This window comes from Paenibacillus hemerocallicola, from assembly GCF_006265175.1.
Classification (GTDB): Bacteria; Bacillota; Bacilli; order Paenibacillales; family NBRC-103111; genus Paenibacillus_AB; species Paenibacillus_AB hemerocallicola.
Genome location: NZ_VDCQ01000075.1, coordinates 1 through 15,649, shown reverse-complemented (window position 1 = coordinate 15,649; position 15,649 = coordinate 1). Strand labels below are relative to the sequence as shown.

Genomic DNA, 15,649 nt, shown 5'->3' with positions numbered 1-15,649 from the left:
GCTCGTTGAAGGCACGGCAGGCTCTTGAGCCGAACGATGGAATTGTTTTGTGCAGAACCTTCATCCTGCGGATGAAGGCTCTTTGACATCTGGGGAAAGAAGCGCGGTAAAATAAATTGCCTGTCCTCAGCAGGACTGAGATTATTACGGTTCTTTACAATTCACGCTGCAGCCGCCAGTAGGATTTCCAGGCGCGATAGCCCAGCTTGCCGTAGAAATCCAGATAAGGCGTCGTGTCGATGACGATTCGCCCAATACCACGCTCCCGCAATACCGCCACGGCTGCCTGGACGATGGAGAGTCCATAACGTTGACCGCGAAAACGCTCGTCGATACCGAGCGGCCCGATCCCGCCAAGCTCCTCCGCGAAGAGCGGCGCCCAGTAAATATTCTGGGCAAGCAGCGGGGACTGGGCGTCATTGAGCCGGCAGAAGCCGATGATCTCGCCTCCGTGCCGTTCCAGCACGACGAATTCCCGGCCTGTTCCGCCAAGCTCCCAATATTGCCGGGTTTGATACTCCCACCGGCCGGGGAAGCAGCGCTTCATGAAGACGAGCAGCTCCTCCCGGTCATCGGGGCGGGCCAAGCGGAACGTCACGCCGTCCGCCCGAGGCATCTCTACGACATCGGCTTCCCCGTATTCGTTCAGGAGGTCATACGTCAATTCGGACCCGGCATATCCTCTCTTCTCGAGCCATCGCCTAGAATCCGGGTTCTCGGCAGGGATGCCGGGGAACAATCTCCGATGGAAGTCATTGCCCAGTACGACACTGCGGACCCCCGACTCCCGAAGCGCCGACTCCGCCCTCGCCAGAAGCTGTCCGCCGATCCCTTGACCACGCGCTTCGCGATCCACGATGAGCATCTGTATCCACCCGGTATCTTGCGGGAACGACATGCCGGATTCGCCATCCTGCCAGGCCTTGGCTGCGATGAAGCCGAGCAAACGGTCCGTCGTCGGATCGACTGCCATCCACGAGCCGGCTTTAAGCAGATTTCGGTCTCCGAACACATTTTGCCGCAGGAGCCTTTCCCGTATCGGATACGCCTCAGCCCACTCCCGATTCCAGAGGGCGCCCATTTCCGCGATCCGCGCCTCGTCCAATTGTTTGAATTCCATCTCTCCCACGCCTCTTTTCTCTCGATGATACGATCCACTGTCTATTACTGTACTCTATTGAGGCTAAATCTCCAATGATCGAACTTCTAAGCATTTCGTATGCAAAATAACTTAAAAGATTTGATTGACAAAATAGATGTGGTAGGCTTTACTAAATATAAATGAATAATTTGAATTATGCCAATGATGAGCATCCAACTCGGAGGCGTTTCCGTCAAGAGCATCATGCAACTGATGTTCCTAAGTTAGCCGGCCCCGCCCGTTATAGCGGAACCAAGAGGATCGAACTCGTAGTGTTCGATCAAGTTGGGTGGCACCGCGAGCAGACGCTCCTCGTCCCAATAAGACGAGGGGCGTTTTTGTGTTTTCCAAAATATAAGGAGGTTCGAGAACATGTATCGGATTAACAACTTCAATGCGGGTCCGGCAGCTCTTCCTATTGAAGTCTTGTGTCAAGCACAGGATAAATTTATTGAGTACGGGAATGGGATGTCCATTATGGAGATGTCTCATCGCAGTAAGGCTGTGGAGCAACTTTTCGAGGAGACCCGGCAGATTATGCTTGAAATGTTAGGCCTGAATTCGAATTATTCTGTATTGTTTATGAGTGGTGGCGCAAGCATGCAATTTGCTATGGTACCGTTGAATTTGATGTCGACTAAAAGAATCGGATGTTATGTGCTCTCGGGGAGTTTTTCGGAAAAGGCTTATCAAGAAGCTCAAACCCTGGGCAATGCGAAAATTGTAGCGAGTAGCAAACAACAAAATTGGAGCAGCCTGCCTGCTTTGAACGCTATCCGATTGGAGGCAGACACTGCTTATATGCACATCACGACCAATAATACGATCGAGGGTTCGCAATTCCAGACCTTTCCTTCCACTGGATCCGTACCTCTTATTGGAGACATGACCAGCGATCTTCTTAGTCGAAAGCTTGAGTTTAACGAGTTTTCCATGTTTTATGCTTCAGCTCAAAAAAATCTTGGACCCGCCGGCGCAACCGTTGTGGTCATTCGCGATGATTTGTTGAAAGAATGTGTTAACCCTATTCCGACGATTCTAAATTACAAAACATACGCTCAAAATCATTCTCTTTACAATACACCCCCGGTTCATTCCATTTTTATGATGAAGCTTGTACTGGAATGGTTAAAACGGCAGGGGGGCATCGCAGAAATGGAAAAAATCAATGTCCAAAAAGCGAACCTTCTTTATGATGTGATTGATAGTAGCGGTGGCTTTTATAAAGGATGTATTGAAAAACCGTTTCGTTCCATGATGAATATCACATGGCGCATGGTTGATGAAGAAGTGGAGAAGCGTTTTGTTCGGGAATCCGAATGTAATGGTTTCGATGGATTGGCCGGCCATCGAAGTGTCGGAGGATTGCGTGCGTCCGCTTATAACGCAGTTCCTTATCAGGCTTGCAAAGCTCTTGCCGAGTTCATGATCGATTTTCAAAACCGTAATGGGTGAAGAACATCGTTAATGAAGAATGATCGATTAAAACCTCTCATGAATAGTGATCTGCGGTAAGATCTACTTCAATTCTGCGTACGGGGGATGTGATATAATGCCAATGAAATGAACCAGAAGTAGGCAGGGTGGTCGGCATGAGTACGGTGTACAGATACGACTATAATTTGGTTACAGCGGGAGGAATCCATATGGAATCGGATAAGGCGCGCGGCAGAGCCGAGCTTTCCGGAAAAGCGACAAAGGTGCTGGATGCCCGGACGCTGGCGGATTCCCATAAAAGATTGGCGCAGCTTCTTGCCAAAGGCATGGCAGTGCTTGACATCGGGTGCGGCACGGGAGCCATTACCCGCGGAATAGCGACTGTTACCGGCCCCACAGGCCGGGCAGTCGGCACGGACAACAATCCGGCGCTGATCGAGAAAGCGAAGCAGGCGTGCGGCGATACGCCGGGACTTCATTTTGACATTTGCGATATATACGCCCTTCCATATGAGGACGAATTCGACATCGTCACGTCATCCCGCGTCCTGCAATGGTTGTCGGACCCGCTTGAGGCCCTTCGCGCGATGAAAGCTTCCGCCAAGCCGGGAGGCAGGGCGCTTATCCTCGATTACAATCACGAGAAGATCGTTTGGGAGCCGGAGCCTCCCGCCAGCATGAAGTTGTTTTACTCCGCCTTTCTCCGATGGCGTTCGGACGCGGGGATGAATAACGCGATTGCCGACCGGCTGGCCGACTTGTTCCGAGAGGTCGGCTTCCAACATATCGTCGCAACTCCCCAGCATGAATTGTCGCGGCGCGGCGACCCGGATTTTGTGCGACGGATCGGCATCTGGGCGGAGGTGGCGGCCAGCCGGGGATTGCAGATGGTTAAGGATGGCTACTTGACGGAAAACGAGCGCGCGCAGGCGGAAACGGAATACCGGACATGGATCGAGGCTACCGCCGTCTCGCACACGATGTATTTGCTTGCGGTCGAAGGCGTGAAGGCTTAGAGGCGCACAGGATAATGGCGGGGGAGGCGTGCCGGCCTCAGCCGGAGGATGCACGCCCGTCATTGACAGAATCGGGTTCTAGTAGTATCCTCCAACAAGACAGAGACCGTAAGACCTGTACGTCAAATTACAACGAAATGAATGTGATCTCCAGATGCTGGTTCGGTTAGGAACGTGGATGAAGTCGATTTTGCATCGTTACTTTTCCGGGGAATCGATGGACTATCGGCAAATGCTTGCCTTGTTTTTGCCCATTTTGATCGATCAAGCGTTTATATTCGGCTTGAGTCTGATCAATACGGCGATGATCAGTTCGTCGGGGGTCGCGGCCGTCAGCGCGGTCAATATGGTCGACTCCCTGAACATTTTTATGGTCAATGTGTTCACCGCCGTCGCCACCGGGGGGACGGTCGTCGTGGCGCAGTACAAGGGAAGCGGCAACGGCGGAATGGTAGCCGGTGCAACCGCCGGGAGCATCGCTTCCGTCACGCTGCTGTCATTCGGAATCGGCTTGCTGATGATCGGCCTTCACGGCCCGATTCTCCGGATTCTGTTCGGATCGGCTTCGCCGGACGTAATGGAGCTGGCCCGAATCTATTTGATCGGAAGCAGCTTCTCCTTTATCGGGCTTGGCGTCGTTCAGTCGGTGTGCGGGGCGCTGAGAGGGATGGGCAAAACCCGGGCGTCGATGACGCTGTCGTTAATTATGAACTTGCTGTACGTAGCGCTAAATGTTTGCTTCGTTACTTTCCTGCACATGGGAGTCATGGGGATGACCGTGGCGTTAAATATCGCCCGCTTTGCCGGCGCGGCCTGCGCGTTGTACTATTTGTTCAAGGTCGACGAAGTGCTCCAGCTGCGCTTTCGAGATCTGCTGCGCGTCCCTGTGACCATGCTCCGTAAAATCATGTTCATCGGATTGCCATTTGCCGCCGAACAAATGTTTTTCAACGGGGGCAAATTACTCACGCAAATTTTTATCGTCAGTATGGGCACCTACGCCATAGCGACCAATGCGATCGCTTCATCGCTTGCCAGCGTGATTCAAATTCCCGCTTCCGCGCTGTCCTTAACGATCGTGACGGTTGTCGGTCAGTGCATCGGCGGAGGGAATCTGGAAGACGCCCGGAAATTTATCAAATCTTTCCTTTGGCTCGGTTCCGTGTTTCTGACATTCACTTCTTTGCTCGTGATGCCGCTATATATTCCTTTGGTGAGTATATTTGCCCCTCCAGTCGAAATTGTGGACGATATTTTTTGGGTCATTCTCCTTACCGCGATCGCGCAAATTCCGCTGTGGCCGATCAGCTTTATTTTGCCTTCCGCCCTGCGGGCAGCGGGCGATTCCCGGTTCACCTCGATTTCTTCGATGCTGAGCATGTGGCTGTTCCGAGTCATATTCGGATATTTGCTCGGCATAACGCTGGGATTCGGTATTTTTGGCGTTTGGCTGGCAATGTGCTGCGAATGGGGTGTGCGCGGCGCGATTTTCATGTGGCGTTTCCGAGGCAAAAACTGGTACAGGCATCGAATTATTTAAAGAAACGTGGCTTAACGGTGAGTAGAGTTGTGGGACGATCCGTGCATCGAGCAAGAGGTGCAATCATTTATTGTTTCTCTTGCAGTTTACCGAACTAACGGGAATCGAGAGCTCCATAAGCAACAATGAAGGCGACCGGAGAAGATTCGGTCGCCTTCGCCATGTTAATGTAAACCCATTGAACCGATAAAAAGTGCGCCTTCGCCTCGTGATACCATACCCGACCCAATCGCAGGGAAGAAAGAGGGATTTGTTTTGCATCCCATTCTGCGGCTTCGCGGCTGTTTTTCGTCGTGTATCCGTCTTCCGCACAAAACTGAGCACAGGAGCAATAAAGGTTGAAGGAAAGAGGAAGCTTCAAAAAAAGTTTTTATAGAATAAATCAATGAATAGTGAAACTAAAATGTAGCTATACAAAAGGCTGTGGGTAATTTTATGATATAGAATATCGCCCCCGCCGTTTGACCTTGCGGATGGTTGATGGTTGTTTGATTCAGTGATCCGTATCTCCAGGAAACGGAAGCTTCCGAAGCGCGTATGCAACCGCAAACGTTTGCAATTATGCGCGTCATGAGCCAGCGCATTGTCGGCGCGAGGTGGCTGCTGCGGATAGCCCGCATGGCCCGGATCAGCAGCGCTTGTTCGATCGGGCAATTTGATCATGACGATCAGGCCGACGCATATCGATTTTTTGAAAATACTTCACATGGCATGGAGGATTAATAATGAGAGTGCTTACAGATATCGCTTATTGCGGTCAATTTATCACCGAGCGAAAGATGGACCTCTTCCTCCCGGAAAAGAATGAAACCGGCGGGTGTATACTCTTCATTCATGGTGGCGGCTGGGTTGGGGGGAGGAAGGAATCCTGGCACGCCGTGGCGCAGCATTATGCGGAGCAAGGATATACCTGTGCAGCCATTAGCTACAGACTGGCTCCTCGGCATCGTTTTCCGGCGCAAATCGAGGATGTCAGGCGCGCTATGTCATATTTGAAGGAGAACGCTGCCCAATACTCGTTCTCAGCAGATTCCATCGTTACCTTCGGTTCGTCGGCTGGCGGGTACTTGGCCATCATGCTTGCGCTTATGCTGCCGGAAGACGAACTGGGGGATACTGAGGGGTTGACGATTCGCGATACTAGACCTAGCGCGGTTGTCGCGTACTGTCCTGTCACGGATCTGAGGATGAAGCGGCAATTTATCCTCGATTTCATGGGAGGACCGAGGGAAGAGATGCCGGAGCGGTACCGTATGGCAGATCCTTTCGAGAGGGTGTGCGAGGTAAAGACGCCATTCCTCATTGTCCAGGGGGATGCGGATGAGACGACTACATTGGCACAATCTCAAGCATTCTGCGATGAAGTCCTTCGACACGGAGGCATAGCCGAGCTTGTCGTACTTCCGAAGGTTAAACACGGATTCGGATATGGTACGCAGACGGAAGCCCAACAAGTCGCTATGAGGCATGTAACAGCTTTCTTGCAGAATAGGGTCACTTCGCATGCATAATGCACGTAAATTAAGCCATTCGCAGGGCTATCACCGAACTTTGGGAATAGCGTGTGGGGCTTATAGCAGCTTTGGAATTCAACCAATCTTGGTCGAAATCAGCGAGCATACAAATGGGCGAGCGGACTACTGAGGGAAGCTGAAAAAGCGCATTACGAGCGCATGGACGAAAAGCCGGTAATAGACTGCCTACTCCGGAAGGCGCTTCCCGCAATTCCTCTGCCTAAACACCCTCTATCCATTCATTGAGGAAGGAGGATGTTTTGTAACCAATTCGGCGGCCGCGCGGCCGTTTTTCGTCGTTCATCCGTTTTCCGCCCAAAATTGTGCGCAAGAACATAAAAGGTTGAAGGGAAAGATGAAGCATCAAATAACGTATTTCCTTGAAAAAAGTCAAATAATAGTGTAGCTAAAATGTAACTATACATAAGGTTGCGGGGAGTTTTAAGATAAAGAAAACCTTCCTTCCGTTTGACCTCGTGCGGATGTTTGATGGTTGCTTGATTCAAGGATCCCTACATGAAGGAACCGGATATTTCCGAATCGCGCATGCATTCGCAAGCGTTTACAATCGCGCCGCAGCATTGGGCAAGTGGAAGCTGCGGACAGTCCGGAATGGCCGGGATCAGCCGCACATTTTCGATCAGACGAGGGAGGACAGAAGGAGGTATGTGTTGATGGTCGGATCTGCGGCTTCAAGTGCGGTTCCAAGACCATCGCATTAGAAAGTTGCGTTTAAGCGCTGCGTCTTATGAGACTGCCCAGTATGTGGTTCGGCCGGCTTGGCGGCATGCGATTGAGTACGGACATCCTAACGGATAACGGGAGGCTCGCGATGAGAAGATGGATAGTGATGTTGTTGGCCGTATTGTTGATGACACCATCCTTTACCGGTGCATCGGTTCATGCAGTGGAACAAGGGACAGGGGGAGAGATTGTGACGACGGGAGAGGAAGCGCTTTACTATTACCTGATTCCCAATAATTTCAAGACATTCGGTACATGGAGGATTGAGGGACAAAATCTGCTCGGCCGTACGACCGGCTCCACCGCCGGCGCCCTGCCGGCGATTGCGGAAGTGGATATTGTCCAGACGGGCGATTACAAGCTGTGGGTACGAGACCGCGATTTTGCGATCAACGCGCCGGGAACCCGGACGTTTCAAGTCGCTGTCGATGGGACGACAGTCAACAAGACGTTCGGAACGCACGGTCAGGACGGATTCCGCTGGACGGAGGTCGGCACCTTTACGCTCAGTGCGGGAACGCATGATTTGGCGCTGGAGGATACGTCGGCCACCTATGCCCGGAGCGAAGGCTTTTTCTTGACGGACGATCTAAACCTGGTTCCTCCCGAGGACAAGAACGATCTGCTCGCGATCGTACAGCCGGACGATCCGCTAGCCTCGATTCCGCCGGCCGCATTCCCGGCTTGGGCGGAAGCGAACGTAACGCCGGTTAAAACCGATTCCATCGAAAATGACTCGGTAAAGGTTGTTTTCCATCAAGGCGTGGGCACTGAAGGCAGCCTCGTGCAAAACGAAATATTTGTGAAAGCGGGCGGGCAGTGGGTTCCGGTCAAAAATAAGACCGAGCAATTCGGATTTCTGATGATGGCGGCCCTCCGCACGGAGCTGATTGGCACGAAGGATCAATATTCCCAATTGCTTCAGCGGGTGACCGTCGACGGCAAGGCAGGCAGCTACATCACCGATGACTTTTTCCGATCCGGAATCCCCGTGTGGTTCATTCCGACTGACTATACGAAAGTATCCGCCGGCAAGGTGCAACTGAGCTTCGCCAATACCGAGGCCGATCTGACCGTCACCTTCGAATTGGATGCGCTTGCCGATGATCCCAAGGTGACACTGAACGCCGAATTTCCCCAGGCCGGGGCGTACTCGTTTTTGCTGTTCAGCGGGAATGGAGTGGACTACGAAGACTATGAGACGGTAACCGCGCCTCTATTGTATGTGAAAAAAGCGGTTCCGGAACGGGCGGTCATGTATCCGGAAAGCTTCCTGTTTACACCGATGGCTACTCTGCATTTTCCTCAGGGCGGGATCAAAGCCCAAGGACGGGAACTGACCGCCGGTGTGGCGCTGGACCCGACAAGCGTGCCGCAAGGTTATTTTTACCCGGAAACGTCCGCGTACGGTCTCGTACTGCGCGACCAGGGCGGACAAGTCAGGCCTCAGCTGATCGCACCGATGTACGGTTCCCCCGCCAGCCTGTTTGCAAGCGGGTCCGATTACGAAGTTTCGTACCGAATCGTCAACCGGCTCGGCTCCTGGTATGACACTTTTAAGCATGTGACGGAAAACATGTACAATTTGCGGGACTTGCGCACCAATGCGTTTCATTCGATCAATGAGGCGCTGTACAATGCCACGGATCTGATGATGGACGACGATTATGGCGGCTGGGACTCTGTGAACATGGCGCATTACAATATGGAAGAAAAAGAAATGACGACGATGGCCAATGCCATGTCGGCGGTACAGCGATATTTGCTGACCGAGGATGAGTCGATTTTGGATGAGCGTGCGATTCCGACGCTCGCATTCATGCTCAGCAGGCAAAACTATCATTTCAAAATTACGACCAACAAGGGAGGATCAAGCTACCCTGCGGTGCTGCCTTCGCCGCTCGGCGGACCGGTGAAAAACTATTCCGCTAGCGTCTTCGGCGGCTTGTACGAAATGACGCAGGGGCGGATGCCGTTTCTGATGGACACAGCCATTGATCAGGCTTCGCAAAATGCCAATCTGGGCGGGGTGACCGACCAAGCGGCACTGTACAAATATACCGGCGACGAGGATTACCTGGCGATGGTGCGGGATTTGGCCGATCAATATTTGACCAACCATCCGAATGCCGGGGCCAACCGGGAATCGCAGTATGTAAGCGGATTCGTATTCGGCGACTATATCCCGATGGTGATGACGTTCCTGGCCGCGTATGAAGCAACCGGCGACCCAAAATATTTGGACGCCGCCCGGGAGAACGCGAGCTTGCTCGTGACTGGCTTGTGGACAACCGGATATCACGACGGCTACGCGACATCGAATTACACGATCGATCCGGTAGAGACGGCCGAGCGGATGCAGGTGGTCGAGCAGTTCATCCGCTGGTGGCATGGCGAGCGGCAGTGGCGGCTCGGCAATGTGGACGGCGAGGCCAAGCCGCCGCAGCTGAGCGGTCCGCCGCTGGTGGAGGAGACGGTTCCGGGATGGCTGCTGGCCAAGGCGGGCATGGGAACGGAGCATTGGCGCACCCCCGGACACGGCAATATCATTACGATGAACAATTGGGCGGGCATGTTGGTCAAGCTGTCCGAATATACCGGCGATCCGTTCTTCGAGAAGATGTCGAGAAACGCGACCGTCGGCCGATACGGCAATTACGCCGGATACTACCAGGACCGGATGATCGTCCATCAGATGCGGGACGACTATCCTTACGTCGGGCCGGACTATACTCAAATATACTGGCATCATATCCCGTCGTTCATTTCCATGCTGGAAGATTTCCTGATTAACAGCGTCTGGACCAAGTCCGAGCGGAACATCGCGTTTCCGTCGATTTACCAGTCGGGTTATGCATTTTTGGCTTCCAATCAGTTCGGTCATGCGCCCGGCACGTTTTACGGCGAGGAGGACATGTGGCTGTGGCTGGATCGGGGGATCATCGAACCGGACACGACAAACGTGGACTACATCGCCGCACGCAAGGACGGCAAGCTCGGATTGGCGCTTATGAACGAGGACAATGCGGCAATCACGACGGTGATTGCGCTCGGGGACAAAGTTTCCGGAGGCGCGACGTATTCCGGTTCGGCAACCGTGTATGAGGCCGACGGCACAATGTCGACGCTTGCCGTCGTCGACGGCCGGTTTACGATCGCGATTCCGCCCAAGGGCATCCGCTCGCTCGTGTTGGACATTCCGGACGTTGCGGCACCCGGATACGCCAAGACGGACTACAGCTATTCCAATCATCCGCGCAGCACCGTGACCGGCCATACGCGGGGCAAAGGACATGTTATCCAGATTTCGCCGGACAGCTATCATGCCTTCGTCTATATCAACGATTTGAATGCGACGACGAGCAAGCTGACGATGCAGTATCAAATCGGAGGACAGTCGTTTACGGCGGAGAAGGCGGGCTACCCGTACGAGTTCCTGATCAAAGTCGATGATCCTATGAAAAAATTCACCTACCAATTGACGGCAACGAAAGTAGGCGGCGCGACGGAAAACCTGGGCGGTGGCACGCTGGAGCCGTACCAGTTCCAGGATTCCGCTATTGCGATTCCGGAGCAAGGGCGGTTCGAGCCCATCGGGCTGACGGTTCTCAGTACGGGAACGGCTACCGGCGAAGTGCGCCTGGTCGTGTCCGGCAACGATTTTCCGTTCCCGCTGAGCGAAAACCTGCTGAACGGCCTGAAAATTACCGGCATTCTGACGCATAAAACGAACGGCGCTACGCTTGCTCTGGACAGCTTGATCATCCGCAATGAAATGCGCTCGAACGGAAATACGGTGCTGGCAGTCTCGCCGACAGCGGCCGTGCCCGTCGCGGATTACAAGGATTACAACATTCAGTTAACGATTCATCCGAGGCCGAAGCTAGGCTATTTCGAGCCGCTAGCGATGAATGTCAACAGTCCGGGCACCGGGCAGGGGAACATACGGCTCGTCGTGTCAAATTCGAATTTTCCGTTTCCGCTGACGGGAAATGTGCTGACCGGCCTGAGGATTACGGGAACTTTGACCCACAAAACAACCGCAGCCACCCTGAATCTGGACAGCCGGATCGCCGGGAATGAAGTGCGGACGAACGGAACGACGGTTCTGGTCGTACATCCGACGACGGCCGTTTCGCTTGCGGACTACAAGGACTACAACATCTCTATTACGATCCATCCGCTGGCATCGCCTCCGGTCACATCGGCGCACGTTGCTCCCGTCGGAGAAGCGGGGGAGAATGGCTGGCATACGGGACCGGTCAACGTATCATTCGCCGTGTATGGCTCCAGCGTTACCGAAACGGTCTACCGGTTGAACGGAGGGGCATGGAACGCATATAACCAGCCGTTCCAGCTTGCGGACGATGGCGTACATACGCTCGACTATTACAGCGTTACGTATGCAACCTATGCGGAGCCAATACGCTCGTCGGTGATCCGGATCGATGCGACAGCGCCCACGCTGTCGCTGACCGCCTCTCCGTCGACGATTTGGCCGCCGGACGGGCGGATGGTGCCGATCACAACGACACCGGAGGCTGCTGACGGCGGTTCCGGCGTAGCAACGTTGACGCTCGTGTCGATTACGAGCAACGAACCGGATGAGGGAACAGGTCCGGCATCGATCCAGGGAGCCTCATACGGAACGGACGACCGCGAATATTCCTTGCTGGCCGAACGGGCGGATACGGGAAGCGGGCGCACCTACACGATTGTGTATACGGTCAAAGATTTGGCCGGCAATGCAACGACCGCTTCCGTCGATGTGCACGTGCCGCTGCATTCATCCTGACGCCTACCCAAGTCGGTATATTATCCAAGCAGCCTCCAGAACCGCGGTGACGCGGGCTGGAGGCTGCTTGTTTTAATGAAATGAAAGAAGGGAATTGCCAAGCAGCTAGAAAAAAGCCGTCCCGGACAGCCAAGCGTCCGAACCGGCTTGATTAATCGCTTTCCCGACTGACAGGATACAGCTTAACGGCTCAATTCCTCTTTGATCACTTTCGCCGCTTCTTCATTCATCAGACGAAGCGCCGTGTTGAGATCGGCTTCGCCGGCCATGAGGGTGTTTAGATGGGTCGTATAGACAGTGCGGACCTTGTTGTCGAACTTGGTCAGCGGCGCGAGAGGCGTAAACGGATAGCGTGTAATCGCTCCCCAGTTTTTGTCGGCGAATACCGATTCGGAACCGAGCACACCGGTGACATCTTTGGATTTGGAAGCCATCAGTTTGCCTTTCTTCGACATCTCCACCTGATATTCGTTCGACGTCCAGAACTTGATTGCTTCCATCGCCGCATCCGGATGCTTCGAGAGCGGGGTGACGCCGAAGTAGATCGGATTAGCGCGTGAGCCTGCATTCGGTGCGTTTTTAAATACAGGCAACGCGGTCATATCCCAGTCGAGCGTCTTCAGCTCTTCCTCAAGGGCGTTTGGAACCGATGCCGTATACAAAATCATCGCCAAGTTACGATCCTTGCTGAACGACGCCCAGTTTGGAATTTTTTTGGCGGACGCGAACGTTTCCGTCATGACGGGGTTCATAAATACGGTTTGGAACAGCGTCTTCCATCGCTCGTCCGTCATGATCGTGGGTAGATTCGTCTTGCCGTCAACAAAAGGAATCGACAGCGAGTTCATGCCTGCAAATTGCGCGGTGCCGTTCATTCCGAACCCGTAATACTGGCGCTGTCCGTCCGATCGCGTCATCCGTTTGGCCAGCTCGAACGTATCTTCCCAAGTCAAGCCGTCCTTTGGATAGGGCACGCCGAATTGATCGAAGATCGTTTTATTGTAAAAGACAAGCAGGCTGTTCAAGGTGACGGGAATGCCGTACAGCTTGCCGTCAAACGCCTCCTTTATGGAATTGACCGCAGTCGGCTCCAACTGGCTGAGATCGATATTATGCTTGCGGGCAAGCTCCGTCATATCGAACATCAGATTGAATTCCTGCAGCTTTTCCTCGTACGGGCCTCTGCCGTGGTAAAAAATATCGAACTTGGTGCTGCTCGCCAGCATGTCCGTCATCGTCGTTCCGCTGTTGGCAGCGGCCCGGACGTATTTCATTTTAATATGCGGATATTTTTTTTGCAGCGGCTCGATGTAGACGCGGTTCACTTCGTCTTCGGGATCTCCTACGTCCGAATACAACGTAAGCTCCACTTCTTTTGGCGGCTCGAGCTGCTTGACGCCTTCGCCTTGTCCTTCCGGAGCCGCTTTCTCGCTGTTACAGGCTACCAAAGATACCGCAGTCGCTGCGGAAATGAACATAAGACCAATCCGTTTGCTGGAACTCGGCATGTCTTAACCTCCCCATGAATGTGTGCATTCTTGTTCTTATCAGCAGTATCCCCATAGCAAGTAAGCGTTCACAAAAACGCATGCCGCAATAGAGAGCTTGCCTTACACCCCTTTGTAAATCGTTCTTGGCGGGCCGGTGCCCGGATGGACGCAACAGTGACTTGCCGCAACCGGCATTCCATCGTACGTTTGTCAAGCTTGCGAGCTTTTTATGACTCGGTGCGCCTCCTTTCGTTTCCCTCCCAACTTCTGCGTCGAAATCCGTACTCATTTATTTTAAATGAAAAGAAAGCTTTTGTTCCAGTTGCACTTATGTTTCACTTTTTATAAAATGAAGCTAGAGGGAAACTGAGAGTCTTGGAGGCCTGCACGATGCGGAAGAAAAAAAACGTTACATTAAGGGAATTGGCGAAACAATTGGATTTGTCCGTGCACACGGTATCCAAAGCATTGCGCGGAATGCCCGGCATGTCCGAGGAGACCCGGAGTGAGGTTATCCGGCGGGCGCAAGAAGCCGGGTACCGAACGAAAGATCAGGAACGGGTGCATGCGGTGGAGCGCATCCCGCTATACTCGGCGGGCAAGCCGTACCGGTTCGCGCTGGTCATCTCCGACTATAGTGCGGCGATGGAATTGAATCAGCTTATTATGGGAGGCTTGCAGAGCAAACTGTCGGAGTATGGTCATACGATCGAGGTCGCCATCGTCCCTTATGTATTCGAGCAAGGGAAGACGTTTGACAATTGGGCGGCAATGCATCCTCTGGAATATATGGACGGTATTTTCATCGCTCCGATGGTGGGCGTCGAGCAGGAGGCGCGACTGCTACAGTACCGAATTCCCCGCATTTTGGTCAATTTTCCCGGACCGGCGGCGGAAGTGGACAGTATCGCCTGGGATGTCGGCACAGCCGTACACCAGTCGATGCGCTACTTGTTGGCCAAAGGGCATCGCAGCATCATTTACGTGGGGAGGAGGGATAAGCATCGGGGCTTCGTCATTCGCTGGCAGGCGTTCGAACAGGCGAGTGCAGCGGCGGGACTGGCTTGTCGGCCGGAGGATCACATGCTGGACTACGAAAGCCAGCAGCACTGGAACGAACTGTTTATAGAGAAGCTGCAACGTATACAGCCGACGGCGGTTCTGTGCGGGGTGAAGACGGATCTCGCCTGGATCTATAACGCGTGCAGCGTGCTAGGTAAGCGTATTCCCGAGGACATTTCGCTGATTAGCATGATGCATATGGAGGATCCGCACGTTCCCGAGCTGTCCCGGCCGGTCATCCGCATTCGTGAAAGCGGGGTGAGGGCGGCGGAACGCATGCTGTGGCGGTTGGCCAATACCCATCATCCATACGAGCATATTTTGCTGCAGGGAACGTTTTATGAGGGGACGACGGTACGAGCGGTACCGATTCGCACGCCTTGATGCCGAGGATCGGCATCCGGTGGCCCATGAATCCGTTCGACCGATATCACCGAAAAATGTCATGAAGGCGTTTCTACGCGAGGGGCTCCGGCCGCTGTAGAGCCCCGTTCTCGTAATCTAGTAAATTTGGAAGCGATTTTCTCGAATTTGTGAGTATAAAATTGATCGGACTTCCATCTTTGAGAGATAGATCGATGCATTCGATTTGCGTTAAGCCGTTTCCAGGTGTGGCGGCTGACGGACTACGGTGACACCCCATCCGGACGTTTCGCAATCGCTTTCAATTATTCCCCGGCAACCTGGCCCGTCCCAACAACGGCAAAACGCAACATTCCTCCTGAAAGTGACTCATAGCTGTGAAGTTTAGCTCCGAGCGTTTTCCGGGGAACGGTAATGTATCGCAAAGCCTCAGCGCAGTTGACTGCTGCTTTCATGCTCCCAAGGCCCTTCAACGTTCGTCGGTACCGGTTGTCACCGACTCCAGCGGAGAACTTGCCCGTCCGCCAGCAGCCGGTCTCTCAGCTTG

Annotated in this window: 8 protein-coding genes; 6 read left to right on the top strand and 2 right to left on the bottom strand. The window is 53.5% G+C overall.

All coding sequences use genetic code 11. The features are described from left to right. Positions 1–154: 154 nt before the first annotated feature. Positions 155–1,120, bottom strand: coding sequence for a GNAT family N-acetyltransferase (locus FE784_RS34405; protein WP_139606782.1), 966 nt, complete (start codon positions 1,118–1,120; stop codon positions 155–157). A 393-nt stretch (positions 1,121–1,513) separates the two neighbouring features. On the opposite strand from FE784_RS34405, the gene serC reads away from it, so the two are divergent. From serC to FE784_RS34380, 5 genes are all read left to right on the top strand, one after another. Then, the gene (gene serC / locus FE784_RS34400; protein ID WP_139606781.1) at positions 1,514–2,596 is read left to right on the top strand and encodes a 3-phosphoserine/phosphohydroxythreonine transaminase; all 1,083 of its coding nucleotides are present in this window, start codon (positions 1,514–1,516) and stop codon (positions 2,594–2,596) included. 191 nt (positions 2,597–2,787) lie between these two features. After that, positions 2,788–3,594, top strand: a complete 807-nt coding sequence (locus tag FE784_RS34395) for a methyltransferase domain-containing protein (protein ID WP_139606780.1) — start codon at positions 2,788–2,790, stop codon at positions 3,592–3,594. 154 nt (positions 3,595–3,748) lie between these two features. Next, positions 3,749–5,134 (top strand): MATE family efflux transporter, encoded by a 1,386-nt coding sequence (locus FE784_RS34390; RefSeq protein ID WP_139606779.1) that lies wholly within the window; start codon positions 3,749–3,751, stop codon positions 5,132–5,134. 725 nt (positions 5,135–5,859) lie between these two features. Further along, positions 5,860–6,645: an alpha/beta hydrolase gene (locus tag FE784_RS34385; RefSeq protein WP_139606778.1), complete on the top strand. Its 786-nt coding sequence runs from the start codon at positions 5,860–5,862 to the stop codon at positions 6,643–6,645. An 835-nt stretch (positions 6,646–7,480) separates the two neighbouring features. Beyond that, positions 7,481–12,187, top strand: coding sequence for a carbohydrate-binding protein (locus FE784_RS34380; RefSeq protein WP_139606777.1), 4,707 nt, complete (start codon positions 7,481–7,483; stop codon positions 12,185–12,187). Positions 12,188–12,369: 182 nt separating this feature from the next. On the opposite strand, the gene FE784_RS34375 is transcribed toward FE784_RS34380, so the two are convergent. Next, on the bottom strand, positions 12,370–13,695 hold the full coding sequence (locus FE784_RS34375; protein ID WP_139606776.1) for an ABC transporter substrate-binding protein: 1,326 nt from the start codon (positions 13,693–13,695) through the stop codon (positions 12,370–12,372). Positions 13,696–14,067: 372 nt separating this feature from the next. Here FE784_RS34375 and FE784_RS34370 point away from each other — a divergent pair, with 372 nt between their 5' ends. Continuing rightward, positions 14,068–15,123 (top strand): LacI family DNA-binding transcriptional regulator, encoded by a 1,056-nt coding sequence (locus tag FE784_RS34370; RefSeq protein WP_139606775.1) that lies wholly within the window; start codon positions 14,068–14,070, stop codon positions 15,121–15,123. Positions 15,124–15,649 lie beyond the last annotated feature (526 nt).

What these genes read in the sequence shown, in the direction of transcription:
- FE784_RS34405 (WP_139606782.1), bottom strand. Translation starts at nt 1,120, where the DNA reads ATGGAATTCAAACAATTGGACGAGGCGCGGATCGCGGAAATGGGCGCC.
- serC (WP_139606781.1), top strand. Translation starts at nt 1,514, where the DNA reads ATGTATCGGATTAACAACTTCAATGCGGGTCCGGCAGCTCTTCCTATT.
- FE784_RS34395 (WP_139606780.1), top strand. Translation starts at nt 2,788, where the DNA reads ATGGAATCGGATAAGGCGCGCGGCAGAGCCGAGCTTTCCGGAAAAGCG.
- FE784_RS34390 (WP_139606779.1), top strand. Translation starts at nt 3,749, where the DNA reads ATGCTGGTTCGGTTAGGAACGTGGATGAAGTCGATTTTGCATCGTTAC.
- FE784_RS34385 (WP_139606778.1), top strand. Translation starts at nt 5,860, where the DNA reads ATGAGAGTGCTTACAGATATCGCTTATTGCGGTCAATTTATCACCGAG.
- FE784_RS34380 (WP_139606777.1), top strand. Translation starts at nt 7,481, where the DNA reads ATGAGAAGATGGATAGTGATGTTGTTGGCCGTATTGTTGATGACACCA.
- FE784_RS34375 (WP_139606776.1), bottom strand. Translation starts at nt 13,695, where the DNA reads ATGCCGAGTTCCAGCAAACGGATTGGTCTTATGTTCATTTCCGCAGCG.
- FE784_RS34370 (WP_139606775.1), top strand. Translation starts at nt 14,068, where the DNA reads ATGCGGAAGAAAAAAAACGTTACATTAAGGGAATTGGCGAAACAATTG.